We start from the raw sequence: 18,131 nt of genomic DNA on the forward strand, positions 1-18,131 counted from the left end.
GTGCAAACCATGAACCGCATAACCAAAGTAATCGTTCCTTTTATTCTGACCGTTGCTTCCTCGCTTGCAATGGCCGAAGGCGGAAGCGAACGTACGCTGAATCGCTTAAATGACTCGGTAGGAGCAAAGCCCACCCTTAAGGAGCTTGTCAAAGAGGGTCAAGTGCTGAGCATCGCACCTGCAGGGGCGACCGGCACGACTCGAATGATTCAAAACTATAGAACTAGTGCCCAAGTCCAGACGTATGAGATGAAGGTCAAGACCCCCGACGGGAAGATCCATACGGTAGAGTTCCTGAGCACCCCAGTTGGCGTGAACAATGGCTAATCTGCCAAGCTTAATATCCGAGGGATAGTTAGATGAGCAGCATAATATCCAAGATTAAAAGCGTACTGCAGCGCAATCCGGTCGTAACGGGGTTAACCGCAGCTGTGGTTGGCTACATGCTACTGAACCAAAGCACTGCGGCGTTGGCAACAACGCTGCCAAGCCTGCTCTTTCTCTTGCCCTGCTTGTTGATGATGGTCGTATGCATGAAGCATATGTCTAGCGGTAAGTGCGACAAGCCCAAGGAGCCCAACGTTGGCGAAAACACCTTGTTAAGCAAAAGCGAATAACCCACTGAACTTGGAGATTTAACATGCGAAAGGCCATCACCGTTACAGCAATCGCAATCACCTTGGCGAGCGGACTGAGTTTCGCAGCGGCAGATAAAGCGGACCAAAGCCATTCAGAAACCGGCATGATGAGCGGCGACAAGCATATGGAAATGATGGGTGACATGCGTGGAATGATGAAAGAGTGTCGTGAGATGATGGGGGCCGCCAAAGCCGACCACTCGCAAAATGGCGAAAATCCAGACGCAGCATAGGATATGAGGGTGTGAGTAACAATGATCGAAGCAGGTGGGGGGTGCCCCACCTGCTTTTTTGTGCTTGATGGCCTAACCAGGACCGTACTGATGGGAAAAGTGTCACTGACGAGCAGAATGGCGATAGCTTTCATGCTCGTGGTTACGGTTGTGCTGCTGGCGGCCGCAATCAGCTTTAATTATTTTTGTCAGCTCCATTTCGAACGCAAAGATGCACAAGTGCTTAATGAAAAGGCCGCTGCAGTAGAGCGTACGCTACTCAACAGCTCAGCATTCGGGCCTGAGACCGCTTCAAGGATCGATGCCGTTATTGAGCACTCCTTTGGCTTCGCGACTGCGGTTGTAGTAGACGGTAAGACGGTTTACTCCCATCACAATCTGTCTGAGAGCTTGCTACCTCTTGTCACAGACATCCAAGAGGAACGCTGGACGGTAAGTTTCGGTGGCCACCAGTACAGCGGAATTACCAGAAAAGTAAATCGGTGGGTAGAAGGGCAGGACACTGTTATCTATTTGGCTTTGGATGTAACGCACCGAATCCACTTCTTCGATATGATTCAGCAGTGGTTTGCTTATACGCTTGTCGTTAGTGCACTTCTGAGTGGCGCGTTAGGTGTTGTTCTGATCAGGAAAGGCTTAAAACCAATAGACGAACTGTCCAAGACTTCTTCTACGGTAACCGCCCACTGCTTAGATACCAGAATTCCAACCGAGTCGGTGCCAGGCGAGCTGCATGAACTCGTAGACAACTTCAACGAAATGCTTTCGCGCTTGGACGACTCTTTTCTCAGATTGTCAGGTTTCTCAGCGGATATCGCGCATGAGCTAAGAACGCCGCTGAACAGCATGCTTACCCAAATGGAGGTCGCGCTCTTGCGCGACCGCGAGAATACCGACTACAAAGACATTTTGTATTCCGCCCTCGAAGAACTTAGGCGCATGTCAAAGATGGTCGATGACATGCTATTCCTCGCCAAGGCGGACAACGGGAAGATTACGCCCAATGCCGAAGATGCCAGCATGGCTGAGATTACCGCGAGCGTTATCGAATATTACGAGCTTGCAGCCGAGGACAAAAAGGTAGAAATCGCGCTTTCAGGCGATGGATCGGTACATGGCGATAAATCGATGCTGAGACGGGCCGTCTCAAACATAGTCTCTAACGCAGTTCGATATGCAGAGGAAGGCAGCACCATCAGCGTTGAAATAAGCGAGAGTGGTGGCTCGGTTTGCACAGCCATATCCAACCGAGGCACAACGATTCCAGCCGAGCTTCAGGCCCGAGTGTTTGATCGATTCTATAGGGTCGACACCGCAAGGCGCGAAGGAACCACCATGAATGCGGGCCTCGGCATGGCTATCACTCGTTCGATAGTCGAAGCGCACAAAGGGCGCATCGCTTGCGAATCAGCTGAGGGGCATACGACTTTCACAATGACGCTTCCAAAGCTTATGTCTAGTTAATGGCAGAGTGCCAGCAACGACCCTGACCTACGCTCATAGAAACGCCAGGCTGAACCGAAAGAGGCCGAGACTTTCGAAGCTGTATGTTTGGTTCTGGAGGTTCCCGTGCAAGCGTCCTCATCGAGAAAATGCGGTACGACAGCCGCAGCGCTCAACGAAGCGTGCTTCTGCGTAAGCCTAGATCAAGCTGCGCTCGTAAACTCATTGACCGAACAGCTTGGGAATTCAGAGCTGTCGGAGCTATTGAAGTCACGTTGCCCTCATGTGTTTGCAGCACGACCGGTCTTTGTTTCATCCTTGCGGCTGCGCCAGGTTAATGAGGTTATTCAGGCCATCGAGCAGACCGTGAGCTCGCCCGGTTGGCGTGAGCATGCTCTGGATTCTGCACCTCCTATTGCCCGACACGATCCTCGGGGCGCGCGCGGCGTCTTCTTTGGCTACGACTTCCATCTGGATGATGACAAGCTTGGGCTCATCGAAATAAACACAAATGCGGGCGGAGCGATGCTAAACGTATTGCTCGCCCGCGCGCAGCGTAGTTGTTGCAGCGGCGTAGTCGGGCTTTCGCCAGGTCAGGAAGGACCCGGCGGCTTCGAGCGTTCGATTCTGGATATGTTCGCCCAGGAATGGTCTACGAGCGGCGAGCCACGTCCGCTCACGCGCGTGGTGATCTTGGATGAAAGCCCACAAGCCCAATACCTGTATCCGGAGTTCCTTCTTTTTCAGCGGTTATTCGAGTCAGCAGGAATCGACTGCCTAATCGCGGACCCAGCCGATCTGGCCTTTCACAACGAGTGCCTCTTGGTCGACGGGAAGCCTGTGGATCTCGTCTACAACCGACTCACCGATTTCTATCTGGAAGGCGACAATTGCAGCGCGCTGCGCAGCGCTTATTTGGCTGATGTCGTGACGGTAACGCCACATCCTCAGGCCTATGCCCTTTATGCCGACAAACGCCGGTTGGTTGACCTAACCAACGCACGTTTTTTGGAAGAGATTGGCGTCGATCAGCAAGTCCGAGCCGTATTGGCCCAGTACGTCCCGCTTACGGTTCCTGTCGAGCATCGCAATGCGGAGCACCTCTGGCAAAACCGCCGTAGCCTCTTTTTCAAGCCTGTCAGCGGGTTTGGTAGTCGCGGTGCGTACCGAGGAGACAAGCTCACCAAGCGGGTTTGGGAAGAAATCATTGGCGGAAACTACTTGGCCCAGTCCCTTATAGCTCCTGGCGAGCGTAGAACCGTCGCCGACCCTCAGGTACGACCAATGAAGTTTGACCTGCGCGCGTACGCTTATGCTGGCGAGGTGCAGTGGAACGCTGCCAGGGTCTACCAAGGCCAAACGACCAACTTTCGAACGGAGGGGGGCGGCTTTGCTCCTGTGTTTACCTTAGGCGAGGAAGAGGAGCTGGCCGGTTCCACAAAGCAACTATCGCACGCCTCGTTCACTTTCTTGCTCGACGAAACCGGAGCCATAGAAAAGCTGCCGCACCCGCTCTATCTCGCGTTGGTTCGAGCCGAAAGGGCTACTTCGAAGCTTGCCGGTAAGCGTTTTCGATTGGCGGACTGGTATGTGGCAATGGAAGACGGCCAACCGTCTAAGGTCATCCGAGAGTGGTACGGGTGGGTAGCGTTCGACGCAGATGGCGGTTACCACCCTGAACGTGGTTCGCCGAAAAACGACGAGTCGGATAGTGATGACAATGTAGATTTAACCGCTCTACCGACACGGGAAGAACACGATCGAATTGAGAGACTGTTGTTTAAAAGCGAGTGAGAGCCTGTCTCGCACAGCCCAGAGGTTCCTTACGGGCGCAGAGCCAAAGGAAGATTGCTTTTTCACTCACCTTTCAGGGCCATCATTAAACCCTTGAATGCGCCGTTCAGCCGAGTAAATGCAGCCTGGAAACGAATCGAATTTTCCGCATATTTTGCTTGTTCAACCTGAACGTCGACTGTGTTCTGATCAAGCGACGGTTGATTGGGAACCCTGTAGAGTAGGGCCGCATCGCTAAGAGTAACCTCCAAGCCACCAGTATTTATATGACTCTGGTTAGTTTTGGCCAGTGAAAACTCAGTGTTAATTGCCTGCTTGTTTTGAGCGGCAAGCACCGAGGCAAAATTCAAATCCCTGGCTTTGAAATTGGGTGTATCAGCATTGGCTATATTGTTGCTCAGCACCTCTGCTCTTTTGGCAGTGTAGAGGAGCGTTTTTTCTGGCCCGCCTACAGCCTTTTCGAAACTAATCCTCATCAACGATCCTATCAAGTTGGGAGAAAACCAGTGCTGATCAGAATTACGTCGATCAGCCCCATAGGATTTACGCCCGACCTGGCACCTGGTCGGGCGGTGCAGAGCCAGAGAGCGTTGTAATCGTAATCCTGGAAGAGTAGAGAATTATTACTGATGACACTCCCTATCAGCCGTCATCAGCTTATGCTCGCGAATCATTTGTTCCAGTACGTCGTCTACCAATTTGTCGTGCTTCTCCATCCAAGCCAAATGCTCCTCGGTAGAGACGTTTGGTCCTGGATGATCTTTATGGAGCTGGCTCATCATTTCTTCGAGCATTCCCATATGTTCTTTCATATGCACTTGGCGCTCGCAGACTGGCGCTTTCTCTGCTTGAACCAAAACTGCTTCAGCTTTATCGCGCAGTTGCTGAAGGCGCTCGAGAGTGCGGTCGCTTCCTCCTTCAGCCAAAGCCATGGGAGACAGCATCAGCGATCCGACAAGGTAAAAAGGTATCAACGATTTCATAGAGGTGACCTCCGTAGTGAAAGCTGCGGCCGTTGCTACTGAGCCTGTTTCAATGGACTAGAACCATTTTATGCCGTGTCTTGGACCATCTACTTCTGCAGATTAGTTAATCTACCCTGTCATGAAGCTGAGCTAGTGATTACATTTTTGTAAGTTATCGGTTTTTTGACCGAGCGGCCGCTCACCCGCATAAACTGGTAGCTCATTACCAGAAATCACCAGCACGGGTATTTCATCCCAAGCCAGCTCGATCAACCGGTAATAGCCGGCGTTATTTCGATTGCTCTCGTGCAGTCTCTTCCCGCTCCATACGTTCACGCACGCCGCCTTCCACACCAGTGCCAGAGTGCATTGGCTTGTAAAGCGAACCCGTTGTTGGCGGTGCTGGCGGAGCTTTTTCGATCTGCCAGCGGTGCGCGATGTTCGCCGCGATTCGCTCGGTGAGAGAGGGGAACAGCGAATGCGAGATCACTGCGCCCCGGGCTTTCCAGCCTACCGGCAGACGTTTGCGCGGGTTGACCGAGACCCAGGCGATGGCTTCAACCACCTGCTCAGGGCCGTCCATTGCGGCCATGCGTGGCGTGCCGCCGGTGTAGTTGGCCGCGTGTTCCCAGAACGGTGTGTCCACAGCCCAGGGCATAACAGTGGCGACACTAATAGTCTCGCTGCCGCTCAGGCGAATCTCCTCGGCGATTGCTGCCCCGAGATTCATCACTCCACCTTTGGTCGCTGCGTAGGAGGCATGGTAAGCCAGCGGTATCTCGCTCTCGACCGAGCCGACGTTGACCAGCGTGCCGAAGCCCTGAGTTCTGAACTGGCGCATGGCCGCGTGGCTTCCGTAGATCACGCCCTTGAGATTGACGTCCACAACCCGCGCATGGTCCTCGACGGGGACGTCTTCGAAGCGCCCCAGTGCTCCGACCGCTGCGTTGTTGATCCACACGTCGATACTGCCGAAGCGTTCGATGGCGGCTTGGGCCAGGCCTTGTATGTCGGCTGGTTTGCTCACATCGGTGGTCACTACGAGTGCCGACCCTCCTGCCTCGCGTATCTGCGTAGCCAGTTCTTCGAGCACCGCGGTTCGGCGGGCCGCCAGCACCACGTCGCCTTGCAAAGCGGCAAGCCTGAGCGCCACGCCGCGACCGAAGCCACTGGAGGCACCAGTGATGACGAAGGTTTTGCCAGCTACGCTTGGCTGGTCGCTTGGTTTCAGGCGTGGGGAAACGGCGCAGCCACTGAGTTGCAGGGCGGTAAGCAGAAGCAGCAGCAAAGCCAATCTCTGCGATGAGAAGATTCGCAAAACCATTATTGGTTCTCCTGGCAAAGTCATACGGCCGAATGGTCCGTAACTCCAGTGTTGTACGACTGCCTTGTGCCAGCGCCGCCGCAGGACAGGCGAATAGAACTTTTCAGGCTAGATCATCAATCTAGTTATGGCGCGGAAACTTGATTACATTTCTGTAAGCATAGAACTGAATTATTGAGCTATACGAATGCATGCTTGGAAAAGATTTTGCTATTCGATCTATCGAGTCTGACAATTCACAATCGCAATTGAAACTACTGATTAATCGTGCAGTCGACTAATAATCTGTTTCTTGTATTTTCGCGCGGCTTGCGCTTCGAAAAGTGACATCGTTATGGTTAAAAATAAGCCGGCGTACGTCGGGTTACTCTTCATGCCAACTTCAATGCATTTATTACCTCAACGCGAGCCTGCCGCTTTGAAGCAGCAGTCCAGACTGGCCTTTGAACCGTCTGTAAGCGCACCGACACGAAGAGAACTATGAGAATTAATCAGCAACTGGCAGCTGGAAAGGCAGAATATCCAACGATCGCTTCGCTGGCGGCCATCGGTGATGGTCGCTCCATGGCATTGGTGGGCCCAGATGGCAACGTGGAATGGTTCTGTCCCCAGCGCTTCGATGCCACACCGATGATTTGGCCGCTGCTCGACAGTCAACGTGGCGGGCGGCTACAGCTGTCGACACCGGGTGACGTCAAAACGCATTATCTGGACGATTCTGCAGTATTAGAGTTCGAAGTGCACAGCGCGTCCGGGTCCGCCCGTGTCACGCTTTGTATGGAGTGGCCTGGATCGGACGATCAGCAACGCTTGCTTTGGCAGGTAGACGGCTTAGCTGGCCGCTGTGAGTTCACTCTGCAGTTTGAGCCGCGTCCAGATTTCGGAAGCGTAGCCGGTGAGGCAAGCATTTCAGCCGAAGGGTTAACCTATTCTTATATGGGTCAACAGCTGTTGCTTCAAGCGGACTGCGCACTGTATCCGGACGGCGAAGGCTGGAAGGGAGCGATCTCAGTAGATGCAGGAGGGCGTGCGGGAGTTTCTCTAAGCGTTTCCTTAGAGCAAGATGCCCCACCCGTTCCTGTGTCGATTGAATCTGTACCCGCGCGGATTGAGGCGACCCTGATTGCGTGGCGCGACTGGTGCGCAGCGCTGGAGTGCCCCGCAGCATATAGAGGCGCCGTGGTACGCAGCGCGATTAGCCTTAAGTTATTGATTTACGCACCCAGCGGAGCGGTCGTTGCCGCCGGAACCACTTCCCTACCTGAACACCTGGGCGGGGAGCGGAACTGGGATTACCGCTACACCTGGTTTCGAGATGCGGGGCTGACACTTGGTGCTCTTTTCGGCCTCGGTTGTCGGGATGAGGCACATTGTTGGGCCCAGTGGATGCAGCGAACCATTGAGCAGCATGGGACGCCGCTGGCCGTGCTATACGATGTAAACGGAGCTGCGCCACCGCCAGAACGTAATATCGAAGGGGTTGATGGCTATCGCGGCTCGCGGCCGGTGCGTGTGGGTAACGCTGCTGATGGCCAGTTTCAGCTGGATGTTTATGGCGAGTTGCTGGAGTGCGTGAGCATCTGCGATAGCATGGGCGACGATGCGATGCGGGCGCACTGGCCTCATATGCGCGCCGCTGCTGATTTCATTGCAGCGCACTGGCAGGAGCCTGACCAAAGCATTTGGGAGATGCGCAGCGCGCCGCGCCACTATGTGCACTCCAAGGTCATGGCCTGGGCCGGTCTACAGCGTGCGCTATGGCTGAAGCGCCGCCATGACCTAGACGGAGATGAGGAAAGTTGGGTCAATCAGGCCGAGGCTCTACGTCAGTTAGTCCTGCGCCGTGGTGTCAGCGCCGACGGCAGCCATTTCATCCGGGCCTTCGATGACGATAGGCTTGACGCCAGCCTTCTGCTGTTAGCACGTGTTGGTTTCATCGAAGGCAGCGACGAGCGTTTCATCAATACGGTCGATGCGATCCGTAAACAACTGGACGAAGGCGGCGTCGCGCTACGGCGCTACCCTGCTGAAATTTCGGATGGGCTACAGGGCCGAGAAGGCGCCTTCTTCATATGCAGCTTTTGGCTCGTCGAGGCATTAGTGCAAACCGGCCGGCCTCGAGAGGCAAAGGAATTTTTCGAACAGCTGCTGCAACGCAAGGGTGAGCACGGCCTGTTCGCTGAGGAGTTCGACACCCGAAGCGGCCAGCATCTAGGCAACATACCGCAGGCCTTTTCTCATGTGGGTTTGATCAATGCCGCACTGAGCCTCGGTTCTTTTGATTAACGTGCCCGCGTTCAACGGGCGCTTTTGCCTGATCCAATTGATGCGACCCGGCTAGCTGGCAATAGCAACAACTACCGCTACGCCAAACACCATTACCAACGCCAAGGCACCCGCAGCCAGCTTGCCCACGGTTTCGGAGCTTAGGCCCAGTGCCTTTCCTTTTGTCTGGTCGCCGAAGCGCCCTTCGAGGCGATGCAGCCCAACTACCGGCTGGAACAAGTTGTCCGGCTGTTCATCGCTAGCCGGTTCGTCGGTCATCTGCCCGTTCCAGGCCTGCTTGGCCATCATCCGATCAAGCAGGCCGGGCATGAACATATTGCCAATGATGGCCTGGAACGAGGCGCGCCCCAGCCAAAGTTCGCGGGGTGCGTCGGTCGCTGCACGGAGGATGGCGCGCGCGGCGACCTCTGGCGTATGGATAGGAGGGACTGGCTGCGGACGCTTTTGCATCTTGTTGCGCGACCAGTCGAACTGCGGCGTGTTGTGTGCCGGCAGCTGCACCATGGTCAGCCGTACGCGGCTGTTGGTATGGATCAGCTCGCAGCGCAGCGAGTCGGTAAACCCGCGGATGGCGAACTTGGCGGCGCAGTAGGCCGATTGCAAGGGAATCGCGCGATAGGAGAGGGCCGAGCCCACCTGGACGATGGTGCCTCGGTTGCGCGACTCCATATAGCGCAGCGCTGCCAGCGTGCCGTGAACGAAACCGAGATAGGTCACCTCGGTCACCCGCTTGTATTCCGCCGCGCTGGTTTTGTTGACCGGGCCGAACACCGTAGCCATCGCGGCGTTGACCCATATCTCGATCGGACCCAGCTCCGCCTCGATACGCTCGGCTGCCTTATCGACCGCCTCGGCGTCGGCCACATCCGCTGAAATCGCCAGCGTCATGGTGCCCTTTTCCTCCAGTTCAGCACGGGTATCGGCTAACCCCTCTTCGCCGCGGGCGATCACTGCGATGCGAAAGCCAGCTTGCGCGAACGCATGAGCTGTCGCTCTTCCTATGCCTGCGGTCCCGCCACAAATCACGGCGGTTTTTGCGCGGTCGGTCATGTTCGACTCCTGTGCTGGTTGGATTGCATTGGCTTAGCGCAACAGCGCGTTCCAGCCGGCATAACGGTGGTTAATCACCCCCTTCGGAAGGCTCAGCACTATTACCAGCAGACCAGCGATCAGGCTGCCGATCGTGGCGGCGAATCCTGCCCCGTCTAGGAACGAGGGCGCGGCGATCAACCAGGCGCCGATGGGAAGATTCAGAAACCGCAGCGGGCGAGCTACTTCTGCAAAGGCCAGCACCGAGACGGTGATCAGCAGCGAGCCCATCAGGTGATCACTGTTGGCCATCGCGCCGTCGGTACCGAAGATCAACCGGGTCGACATCAGCCAGACGCCTAGAATGCACAGCAGCGCGAGCCCCCAGGGCAGGTTTACTCCGCGAAGGCCTTTGAGGGTCATTGAGGAGAGGCTGCCGTCGAACTCCGGCGTGTTGTCCTCGCGGGCGCCTTCCATTGCATCGCCCATGAAAAAGGTCTTCCAGAACGGCTTGCCGCGACGTCGCGCGTCTTTCAGAAACTGCCCCATGGCGACCAGCTCATCCAGTGCGTAAGGCATCATCACCAGCATGGCCAAGGCCTGAACCAGGCACAGCGTGCACCAGGTGTCGATGAAAATCGGCTGGGCGATGATGAAGAAGATACTCACCGCGCCAAGGGGCACGACCACCACGCCGAACGCTGCGACCATCCACGGCATGGTGCGCCAGCGCCGGGCATCGCCCATAACCGCCATGAGCAGCTCGATCATATAGGCCATCACACCGATCCCTGCATCGGATACCGGCCAGGCGCGCGACATGTCCGAGGTAATGATGGTCTCGGTGCCGTTAGGTTCGGTGCCGAAAAAGGGATCCCAGGCGTTCGAGGTATGGCCAAGCTGATAAGCGGCCAGATAACGCGCGAGCAGAATGCCGATCACGGCGAGGATGGCTATTGGCAGGCGTTGCAGCCAAGTCGAAGGGTTGTAATCCCAGCCCGGCGGCACTGCAGCCTTTTGCATCATGCCCTGCATGCTCATGCCGGGCATCATCGGCACCAGAGTAGAGAAGGCGATCACCAGCCCACCGACCAGCAAGGCATTGCCGTAGCTCGCCGGGGATGGAGTCCAGAACAGCAGCGGCGCGAACATCAACCACAATCCCATGACCGTGTTGGCCCATTGCGCCCAGCTAATCCGTTTGAGCGAGAGGATGGCGAACAACACGATCAACGCGCCGCTGATGACGTCGTTCCAGGTCATCAGCAACGCGCGGGTGGCGACTTCAGGCAAATTACGTTCGGCTGCCAGGCGTGGCAGATCAAGGTCACCCGGCGCTACGTTCATGTAGCCGAAGATGAAGGGCGCACTCAGCACCCAAAAGCCGAGCAATACATTGACGAAGTGGCACCACAGCGTCGCGAGATGGCGTCGCTCCATCATCTGCATATGCGCATCCATACCCATATCGGACGACGTGGCGCCTTGGCGTAGATATTCTCCTTGATGCTCCATAGATCTAGTCCCCAGCACTGTAGTATCGGTTACTTTGCGGCAAGAGAAAAAAGCGTTACGGTGTTGCGACCGCGCGCAGGTTTGGGTGAGCTAGGCCAGCGGATATCTAGGCTTTTCTGCTAGCAAGTCAGCTGGCTGAGCTTCTGCACATGCTGGGATATAACGGTCAATCCGGCGAAGCGGCTCTGGCAACGAGATATGAGCTTTGCCAGAGCAGCAAGTCGAGATTGTTACGCAGCCATGCGCTCGCATTCTTCAGCGCACTTCATGCACGCTTTGGCACACTCTTGGCAGTGATCCATCTGATGTTTCGCGCATTCCTCACCGCATGCGCGGCAGATCTTGGCGCAAAGGGCACAGAACTCCTTGGCGTACTCACTTTCACGGCTCATCAGTGTGGCGGCCAACCTACAAATGTCTGCGCAGTCACGGTCCAACTCGATGCAGCGAGCCATCATTTTTACGTCATCCTCACGCAGGCAAGCAGAGGCGCACGTTTCGCACACTAGGGCACAGTTCGAACAAGCTTGGATACAGGAAGCGAACATTGAGTTTGTCATTGCGTTCTCCAGGGTTCGATAGTGGTATGTCGTCGGTGCCTACTAGCCAAATACCTCATAAGCGTATTAGCAGGCACTGAATTACGACACGCTCCTACCGAGCCCGTTTCGACCAACTTCATTACAATGCTGTAAGGTGCGCAACGGTACCGAATATGATGTATGCGGTGACAGTTGGAGACGATGAGCCAAACTTCCGATGGCTTAGCCGGCTTCGCTAGTCTGTTCTAGATAACCGGTGGGGTATGGGGAGCTCCCGGTCGCCACGACTGGGAGCATCCAATGGGGAACGGCCGGAGCGAAAGCCCTTAACTATGAGAGTCACTAGACCTGCGGCCTAATGGTTGTGAAAAGCCCTCCGGTACCGTTGCGTCGAATTAGGATGGCCTAAGACTGACCCCCTTTGCTTGTGCCGAGGCGTCTTTCTAAGAGCCTGGTCAGAACCGCTTAGGTACAGACATACCGGATGTTAGTGGTCGTGTTGCTTCCCGTCTGCGTGTACATGGTTTTTTGAAGGAGATTTGCCTTCCGCATCGGCGTTGTCACCGCCATTGCCATTGCTGTGTTTAACCGCCTGGGGCTCCTCTGACGCATGATGGTCATCGCTTTCATTATTACCATGGTGACCAAAGTTTGATTGGCCGGCTGCATCACTTGAGCTGCTAGAGCCATGGTGATCCGAGCCGCCACTGTCGCCCTGATGGTGGTCGCCCGAGGCCATCTCGCCGTGTTGCTCACCATGCCCAGCTGGGGTCTCCCCACCACCATGCTGGTGACCACCGCTAGACGCAACGAGTGCTCGATACGCTCCTTCATCTAGCTCAGGAAGCTTCTGCAGAAAAGCCACCATTCCCCAGATGTACGGATCAGCCATGCTTTTACCCCACGCAGGCATCCCAGTGGCCTTGATGCCATGCTTGATGACCCAAAATGTTTTTGCTGGGTCACCGTATAGCCCCGCTTCAGCCAGGCTGGGTGGAGCGGGATAAAGGCCATTGCTTAGCTCGGTCTCAGCCATGCCTGGCGCCAAGTGACAACCCACACACATCGAGTCGTAGTTCCCCGCCCCGGCGCGGATTTGGTCTTCATCGTCGAGAGATGGCACGACTATGTCTTCGGAGCGAACCTCAATCGAGCGATTGCGAGCAGTTTCCAAGAAAGCGTGCACGGCTCCCGTATGAGGATCATCCGCGGCAACGTTTATTAGTCCCGAGAAAACAACACCGGCCACCACCAACAGGCCTAGTGCGCAGAAGGCAGCGAAGCTAATAATTATTCTTTTCATCTAGGGTCCTTAAAACCAAAGCCTGATGCCAGCAACGAACCGCGCCTCATCTACGTCTTCGCCTTCATCTCTCGCCATATCGGCGGTATTACCGTATGCCCGGCTCCACGTGACGCCGATGTACGGTGCGAACTCACGAACGATTTCGTATCGGAGGCGGAGCCCCACCTCTGTGTTTGCGAGACCAGCGCCTACTCCGCGCGCAGGATCGTCCTTGCCATAGAAATTGAGCTCGGCAGTCGGTTGGAGGATCAGCCGGTTAGTGAGGAGAATGTCGTACTCGCCTTCAAAACGTGCTGCTGTCTGCCCACCTTCACCGACGAAGGCGGTGGCTTCCGCCTCAAAGTTATACAGAGCCATCCCCTGGACGCCTAAAGCCGCCCACGTCTGCGGCGACTCGGGCTTAAAGTCCTGGCGAACACCTGCTACCACATCCCACCAGGGGCTGATGGCACGCCCGTAGAGCGCCTGAATTTCCGCATCTCCAGTAACGCCATTCGTTCGCTCACCTTCCGAGCGAAACCAGAACCGATTGATATCGCCACCAACCCAGGCAGTAGCTTCCCAACTGAGGGTGCTACCTTCATTTGCGTTCTGGTACTCAAGTTGATCTAGCAGAAGGAACCAGGCCAGATACTTGTCATGGACTGTATGACCTTGAAGACCAGGGAAAGCCGCTTCTCTATCCGCATCGGTCAATACTGGAATGAACGAGGGATGAACCATGCCGGGCATTTCGAGCGTATCGTCATGCTTCATTTGGCCATGGTTCATCGTGCTATGGTCCATCGCACCATGACCCATCGCAGAATGGTCCGTTTGCCCACCGGAGCCATGATTCTTAGCTGCGGGCTTCGCTGAAGATGCAGGGGCTTGAGCTGCCTCAGCAGGAGGGGTTTGATGCATCGAATGATCCATCATCTCGGCAGCGTTGGCTGTCCCTCCAGCCGCTGCGCTCAACGAAACTCCGAGCGCAATCAGAGCAAAGCGAGAAGGTCTAGTGGTCATGGTGCGAATCCACCTCAGTATCAGTGGCCTTGGGGTCATGATCCATCTTGCCGTGCTCCATTTCTCCATGGTCCATCGAGCCATGATCCATGTCGTCGTGGTTCATTTTTGAGTTAGAGGTGCCTTGTGTCTGAGATGCCGGCTTGTTGCCTGGATTCTGCGATGAAGCCGATGATTGCTTGTGCTGATCATGCTTTTGCTCTGCAAACGCAGCTGACATATTCATTACGCCCAGCAGACTGAACATTAACGCGCTGCCAATAAGAGTTTTACGCTTCGTAAAATTTCCCATATAAAGTTCCTCTTACTCGTCCACTCGGACTTCACGAAACATGCCCATTTCCATGTGAAGCAGTAGGTGACAGTGATAAGCCCAACGCCCGAGCGCATCGGCTGTCACGCGGTAGCTGCGCTTCGAACCTGGAGGCATGTCGATCGTGTGCTTGCGAACCATGAACCTTCCATTCTCATCTTCAAGATCGCTCCACATACCATGCAGATGAATCGGATGGGTCATCATGGTGTCGTTGACCAAAGTGATGCGTACCCGCTCGCCATATTTGAGCCGCAGGGGCTCCGAATCAGAGAACTCTATACCGTCAAATGACCAGGAGAACTTCTCCATGTGGCCGGTGAGATGGAGTTCGATCGTCCGACTGGGCTCACGGCCGTCCGGATCGGGGAAAGTGCTTCTCAAGTCGCTATAGGTCAGGACTCGGCGGCCGTTGTCTCGTAAGCCAATACCGGGATCGTTCAGCCTATGAGTTGGGCTCATGGTCTGCATGTCCACCAGTGGGTTATTGGACTCTGAGGGCGGGTGCGATTGCATACCTGCGCTCATCCCAGCCATTCCAGAGTGGTCCATCCCGGACATCCCACCCATTTTGCTGTGATCCATGCCGGCCATTGCGCCCATGTCGCCCATCCCTTGCATGTCACCGTGGTTCATGCCGGACATGTTGCTATGGTCCATCGCGCCCATGTCGCCGCCATGGTCCATGCCCGCCATACCGCCCATGCTGCCGTGATCCATCCCCATGTCGTCCATGGTGATTAGTGGTCGAGGATCGGTTTCTGGAACAGGAGCGCTCAGCCCTTCGGCAACCGCTAGCGTGCCACGGGCGTATCCTGTGCGATCCATCGATTGGGCGAAGATCGTGTAAGCCTCCTCGGTCGCAGGCTCGACAATCACATCGTAGGTTTCTGCCACGGCAATGCGGAATTCGTCGACGCTAACTGGGTTGACGTATTGGCCATCGGCTGCGACTACAGTCATCTTCAGCCCTGGAATGCGGACATCGAAATAGCTCATGGCCGAGCCGTTGATGAACCGCAGACGAAGCTTCTCGCCGGGCTTAAAGATGCCGGTCCAGTTCCCGTCGGGTGCTTGGCCGTTCATTAGATAGGTATAGGTGTAGCCGCTTACGTCGGCGAGGTCGGTGGGACTCATTTTCATCTGAGCCCACATTTTCCGATTCGCAATCGTAGCGGCCCAGCCGTCTTCGCTCACATCGTTAATGAAGTCTCCGACAGTGCGCTTGTGGAAGTTGTAATAATCGGACTGCTTCTTGAGCTTAGAAAGGATTCGAGCGGGATCCTCATCGGACCAATCAGTCAACATCACCACATAGTCGCGGTCATAGCTGAACGGTTCGGGATCCTTCGCATCGATGACCAAGGGACCATAGACACCAAGCTGCTCTTGTAGGCCTGAATGACTGTGGTACCAATAGGTACCGTTCTGTTTAACCTGAAACTTGTAGACATACATGCCATCGGGAGCGATGCCGTGGAAGCTCAATCCAGGCACGCCATCCATGTTGGCCGGCAGGATCATGCCGTGCCAGTGAATCGATGTATCTTCGCTCAACTTATTTCTGACTCGCAGCGTGACGGTATCCCCTTCACGCCAACGTAGAAGCGGCCCTGGGATGGTCCCATTGATAGTCATCGCTGTCCGGGCCGCGCCGGTGATATTGACCGGCGTCTCCCCAATCAGCAGATCGAACTCCGTGCCACTTAGTACGCTGGGCTGGCCTGGGCTAGTCACTGCCCAGACCGGAGCTCGCCACAAGCCAAGACCGCCAAGGATGCCTGCGGCAGTCAAGCCTTTAACAAAGGTTCGCCTAGAGGTTTTACGTTGCATGTGTAGGTTCCAATCAAACTAAGGAGCCAAGCCGAAACCAGCCGTAAGGTTGGTGTTGCCAGCGTTAATTGATCTTAGAAACTCGCGCACGGTCTGTCTTATCAAGCGACTCGCCTTTAATCGTAAATATGGCATGCCTAAGAAAGACGCGGGATTACATTTTTGTAAGCTTAAAGCGCTTCAGAAATCGCCCAAAAAATCGCCTGTGAGCATGTCAATCTCCAGGTGGAAGCTGCGCAATGGCTTTTGATTTCCGTGCAAGGATCCGGTTGCAACGATACTCAAGGTGCATGGTCACAGTTGCGTAAGGTTTCGCTTCAGCAATTAGCGTGGGCGTGCTTCGCTGAAGTTGCTTTTGAGGCTACCTCCTGGGCTTGGTCCTTCTGGTCAGCCTGATAACTAGCGATCGCTATTTGGCGAGCCTGCTCCATACGAGCAAAGGTACGATCACCACCACCTTCTGCCATTGCATAGGAAGAGCTTGCTGCGATGGCGAGCAGTACAGAAACGGATCTGAAGAATTTCATTACTTGTTACCTCGTTCGAAGACATGGGAGACCCAGCGCAGCTCCATAAATAGGGGCTTTGGCTTGGTCCTGTGTCTAAGCTAACCGAGCGTTCCTGTCAGAACCCTGATTTAGACATTACGGTTTCGTCAGTAATGCATAAAAGCAGTGAGCCCAAGCGAAAGCGCAGGTAGCGTGCATGGTGCCTTTTCGTTCAGGCAAATAGGTCTTGTTTCCAGCGGGCAAAAAAAGGGCGCCATCTAGGCGCCGATAGGCCAAAGGAGCATGGAAAAGGCCAAAAAGCAGAGTGTGGGAGCAACTGCTGATGTAGACGTTAACGCTACAAGCTGTCAGACAGATGATGCGAGCATTACGTTTCTGTAAGGTACTGGCTGCACGCCCTGACAATCGGCACACTGCTCCAAATGCCGGAGGGAATACTTTCATGAAGCTTCTTGTTGCTGAAGACGAGCCGAAAACAGGCACCTACCTACAGCAGGGGCTTGCAGAGGCAGGCTTCACAGTCGATAGAGTTGAAAACGGGACCGATGCTGCTCAGCACGCGCTTCATACCACATACGACTTGCTCATCTTAGACGTGATGATGCCTGGCCTGGATGGGTGGCAGGTTTTACAGAAAGTCCGCGCTGCTGGTAATGAGGTTCCCGTGCTCTTTCTCACCGCCCGAGACGGGGTTCAGGATCGAGTAAAGGGATTGGAGTTGGGCGCTGATGATTATCTCATCAAGCCGTTTGCCTTCTCCGAATTGCTAGCCAGGATCCGTACGTTGCTTCGCCGCGGCAATAATGTCCCCAACCAAACAATACTCAAACTCCTCGACCTTGAGGTCGATCTGCTCAGGCGTCGAGTTACGCGATCGGGGAAACGAATAGACCTAACTGCAAAGGAATTCGCACTTCTTGAGCTATTACTTCGGCGTCGCGGGGAAGTGCTCTCAAAGTCACTTATCGCCTCCCAAGTATGGGACATGAATTTCGACAGCGATACCAATGTGATTGAGGTGGCGGTACGACGGCTGAGAGCAAAAATCGATGATGAGTTCGAACCTAAGCTCATACAAACCGCGCGTGGGATGGGCTATTTGATCGACGCGCCAGACCCCTAGAGCGAAATGCTCGGCATTTCACGCGATGGGCCAAGCTACCGGTACCGATGCGGTTAAGGCGAGCCACCGAGCAAGGAGCGGTGCCGAACCTCAGTTCTCCGAGCTGGATTTCTTCAGCTGTGGCACGAAGAAGATGGGTCTCTGCGGGGGAGCTATCAGAATATCACTGGATTTGATGCTAGTGCCCTTGCGACGCCTGGTCTTGCCATCCTTACCGACCGCCAGCAAATCACCGGTCGCAACAGCGATATCGAGCGCCTGCTTTACGCGAAA

General features: G+C 55.2%; 18 protein-coding genes and 1 pseudogene. 7 read left to right on the forward strand and 12 right to left on the reverse strand.

Annotated elements, in window-relative coordinates; translation table 11 throughout:
• Positions 1-9 precede the first annotated feature (9 nt).
• The 5 genes from NAV27_RS18635 (at position 10) to NAV27_RS18655 (ending at position 4,108) form a co-directional block, all read left to right on the forward strand.
• Positions 10-327, forward strand: coding sequence for a co-regulatory protein PtrA N-terminal domain-containing protein (locus NAV27_RS18635; RefSeq protein ID WP_102829506.1), 318 nt, complete (start codon positions 10-12; stop codon positions 325-327).
• Between the two features lie 32 nt (positions 328-359).
• Positions 360-617: a DUF2933 domain-containing protein gene (locus tag NAV27_RS18640; RefSeq protein WP_003292647.1), complete on the forward strand. Its 258-nt coding sequence runs from the start codon at positions 360-362 to the stop codon at positions 615-617.
• Between the two features lie 23 nt (positions 618-640).
• On the forward strand, positions 641-871 hold the full coding sequence (locus tag NAV27_RS18645) for a hypothetical protein (RefSeq protein WP_003292646.1): 231 nt from the start codon (positions 641-643) through the stop codon (positions 869-871).
• Positions 872-961: 90 nt separating this feature from the next.
• On the forward strand, positions 962-2,335 hold the full coding sequence (locus tag NAV27_RS18650; protein ID WP_003292645.1) for a heavy metal sensor histidine kinase: 1,374 nt from the start codon (positions 962-964) through the stop codon (positions 2,333-2,335).
• A gap of 204 nt (positions 2,336-2,539) precedes the next feature.
• Positions 2,540-4,108 carry a hypothetical protein gene (locus tag NAV27_RS18655; protein WP_232249097.1) on the forward strand — a complete coding sequence of 523 codons (1,569 nt, stop codon included), beginning with the start codon at positions 2,540-2,542 and terminating at the stop codon, positions 4,106-4,108.
• 62 nt (positions 4,109-4,170) lie between these two features.
• Here the strand turns inward: NAV27_RS18655 and flgB are convergent, their stop codons facing one another.
• From flgB to NAV27_RS18670, 3 genes are all read right to left on the reverse strand, one after another.
• The gene (gene flgB, locus NAV27_RS18660; protein ID WP_046164420.1) at positions 4,171-4,584 is read right to left on the reverse strand and encodes a flagellar basal body rod protein FlgB; all 414 of its coding nucleotides are present in this window, start codon (positions 4,582-4,584) and stop codon (positions 4,171-4,173) included.
• Between the two features lie 147 nt (positions 4,585-4,731).
• Positions 4,732-5,091 carry a co-regulatory protein PtrA N-terminal domain-containing protein gene (locus NAV27_RS18665; RefSeq protein ID WP_003298785.1) on the reverse strand — a complete coding sequence of 120 codons (360 nt, stop codon included), beginning with the start codon at positions 5,089-5,091 and terminating at the stop codon, positions 4,732-4,734.
• A gap of 271 nt (positions 5,092-5,362) precedes the next feature.
• Entirely contained in the window at positions 5,363-6,397 is a 1,035-nt protein-coding gene (locus NAV27_RS18670; protein WP_003298783.1) for an SDR family NAD(P)-dependent oxidoreductase, read from the reverse strand.
• Between the two features lie 480 nt (positions 6,398-6,877).
• Between NAV27_RS18670 and NAV27_RS18675 the strand changes: the two genes are divergently transcribed.
• Positions 6,878-8,683: a glycoside hydrolase family 15 protein gene (locus NAV27_RS18675; RefSeq protein WP_102829508.1), complete on the forward strand. Its 1,806-nt coding sequence runs from the start codon at positions 6,878-6,880 to the stop codon at positions 8,681-8,683.
• Between the two features lie 51 nt (positions 8,684-8,734).
• Here NAV27_RS18675 and NAV27_RS18680 read toward each other — a convergent pair whose 3' ends face one another.
• The 8 genes from NAV27_RS18680 to NAV27_RS18715 form a co-directional block, all read right to left on the reverse strand.
• Positions 8,735-9,733, reverse strand: a complete 999-nt coding sequence (locus tag NAV27_RS18680; protein WP_017245520.1) for an SDR family oxidoreductase — start codon at positions 9,731-9,733, stop codon at positions 8,735-8,737.
• A gap of 33 nt (positions 9,734-9,766) precedes the next feature.
• Entirely contained in the window at positions 9,767-11,227 is a 1,461-nt protein-coding gene (locus tag NAV27_RS18685; RefSeq protein ID WP_230697812.1) for a vitamin K epoxide reductase family protein, read from the reverse strand.
• Positions 11,228-11,457: 230 nt separating this feature from the next.
• Positions 11,458-11,787 (reverse strand): four-helix bundle copper-binding protein, encoded by a 330-nt coding sequence (locus NAV27_RS18690; RefSeq protein ID WP_017245518.1) that lies wholly within the window; start codon positions 11,785-11,787, stop codon positions 11,458-11,460.
• Positions 11,788-12,256: 469 nt separating this feature from the next.
• Positions 12,257-13,072, reverse strand: coding sequence for a c-type cytochrome (locus NAV27_RS18695; RefSeq protein WP_102829509.1), 816 nt, complete (start codon positions 13,070-13,072; stop codon positions 12,257-12,259).
• A gap of 9 nt (positions 13,073-13,081) precedes the next feature.
• Complete coding sequence (locus NAV27_RS18700) at positions 13,082-14,080, reverse strand: copper resistance protein B (RefSeq protein WP_102829510.1); 999 nt, start codon at positions 14,078-14,080, stop codon at positions 13,082-13,084.
• A complete protein-coding gene (locus NAV27_RS18705) occupies positions 14,070-14,372 on the reverse strand; it encodes a hypothetical protein (RefSeq protein ID WP_003292637.1) in 303 nt (100 codons plus the stop codon). Before NAV27_RS18705 ends, NAV27_RS18700 begins: the two co-directional genes overlap by 11 nt.
• 12 nt (positions 14,373-14,384) lie before the next feature.
• Positions 14,385-16,226, reverse strand: a complete 1,842-nt coding sequence (locus tag NAV27_RS18710; protein ID WP_102829511.1) for a copper resistance system multicopper oxidase — start codon at positions 16,224-16,226, stop codon at positions 14,385-14,387.
• A 317-nt stretch (positions 16,227-16,543) separates the two neighbouring features.
• Positions 16,544-16,753, reverse strand: coding sequence for a co-regulatory protein PtrA N-terminal domain-containing protein (locus NAV27_RS18715; RefSeq protein WP_015275566.1), 210 nt, complete (start codon positions 16,751-16,753; stop codon positions 16,544-16,546).
• Positions 16,754-17,177: 424 nt separating this feature from the next.
• On the opposite strand from NAV27_RS18715, the gene NAV27_RS18720 reads away from it, so the two are divergent.
• The gene (locus NAV27_RS18720; RefSeq protein ID WP_102829512.1) at positions 17,178-17,858 is read left to right on the forward strand and encodes a heavy metal response regulator transcription factor; all 681 of its coding nucleotides are present in this window, start codon (positions 17,178-17,180) and stop codon (positions 17,856-17,858) included.
• Between the two features lie 90 nt (positions 17,859-17,948).
• Here the strand turns inward: NAV27_RS18720 and NAV27_RS18725 are convergent.
• A pseudogene (locus tag NAV27_RS18725) lies at positions 17,949-18,131 on the reverse strand (three-Cys-motif partner protein TcmP); the annotation flags it as partial.

This window comes from Stutzerimonas degradans, from assembly GCF_024448505.1.
Taxonomy (GTDB): domain Bacteria; phylum Pseudomonadota; class Gammaproteobacteria; order Pseudomonadales; family Pseudomonadaceae; genus Stutzerimonas; species Stutzerimonas degradans.

Coding starts and splice junctions, on each gene's coding strand:
- NAV27_RS18695 (WP_102829509.1), bottom strand. CDS start 13,072: ATGAAAAGAATAATTATTAGCTTCGCTGCCTTCTGCGCACTAGGCCTG.
- NAV27_RS18675 (WP_102829508.1), top strand. CDS start 6,878: ATGAGAATTAATCAGCAACTGGCAGCTGGAAAGGCAGAATATCCAACG.
- NAV27_RS18685 (WP_230697812.1), bottom strand. CDS start 11,227: ATGGAGCATCAAGGAGAATATCTACGCCAAGGCGCCACGTCGTCCGAT.
- NAV27_RS18640 (WP_003292647.1), top strand. CDS start 360: ATGAGCAGCATAATATCCAAGATTAAAAGCGTACTGCAGCGCAATCCG.
- NAV27_RS18670 (WP_003298783.1), bottom strand. CDS start 6,397: ATGGTTTTGCGAATCTTCTCATCGCAGAGATTGGCTTTGCTGCTGCTT.
- NAV27_RS18665 (WP_003298785.1), bottom strand. CDS start 5,091: ATGAAATCGTTGATACCTTTTTACCTTGTCGGATCGCTGATGCTGTCT.
- NAV27_RS18680 (WP_017245520.1), bottom strand. CDS start 9,733: ATGACCGACCGCGCAAAAACCGCCGTGATTTGTGGCGGGACCGCAGGC.
- NAV27_RS18710 (WP_102829511.1), bottom strand. CDS start 16,226: ATGCAACGTAAAACCTCTAGGCGAACCTTTGTTAAAGGCTTGACTGCC.
- NAV27_RS18645 (WP_003292646.1), top strand. CDS start 641: ATGCGAAAGGCCATCACCGTTACAGCAATCGCAATCACCTTGGCGAGC.
- NAV27_RS18690 (WP_017245518.1), bottom strand. CDS start 11,787: ATGACAAACTCAATGTTCGCTTCCTGTATCCAAGCTTGTTCGAACTGT.
- NAV27_RS18650 (WP_003292645.1), top strand. CDS start 962: ATGGGAAAAGTGTCACTGACGAGCAGAATGGCGATAGCTTTCATGCTC.
- NAV27_RS18700 (WP_102829510.1), bottom strand. CDS start 14,080: ATGACCACTAGACCTTCTCGCTTTGCTCTGATTGCGCTCGGAGTTTCG.
- flgB (WP_046164420.1), bottom strand. CDS start 4,584: ATGAGGATTAGTTTCGAAAAGGCTGTAGGCGGGCCAGAAAAAACGCTC.
- NAV27_RS18705 (WP_003292637.1), bottom strand. CDS start 14,372: ATGGGAAATTTTACGAAGCGTAAAACTCTTATTGGCAGCGCGTTAATG.
- NAV27_RS18715 (WP_015275566.1), bottom strand. CDS start 16,753: ATGAAATTCTTCAGATCCGTTTCTGTACTGCTCGCCATCGCAGCAAGC.
- NAV27_RS18635 (WP_102829506.1), top strand. CDS start 10: ATGAACCGCATAACCAAAGTAATCGTTCCTTTTATTCTGACCGTTGCT.
- NAV27_RS18720 (WP_102829512.1), top strand. CDS start 17,178: ATGAAGCTTCTTGTTGCTGAAGACGAGCCGAAAACAGGCACCTACCTA.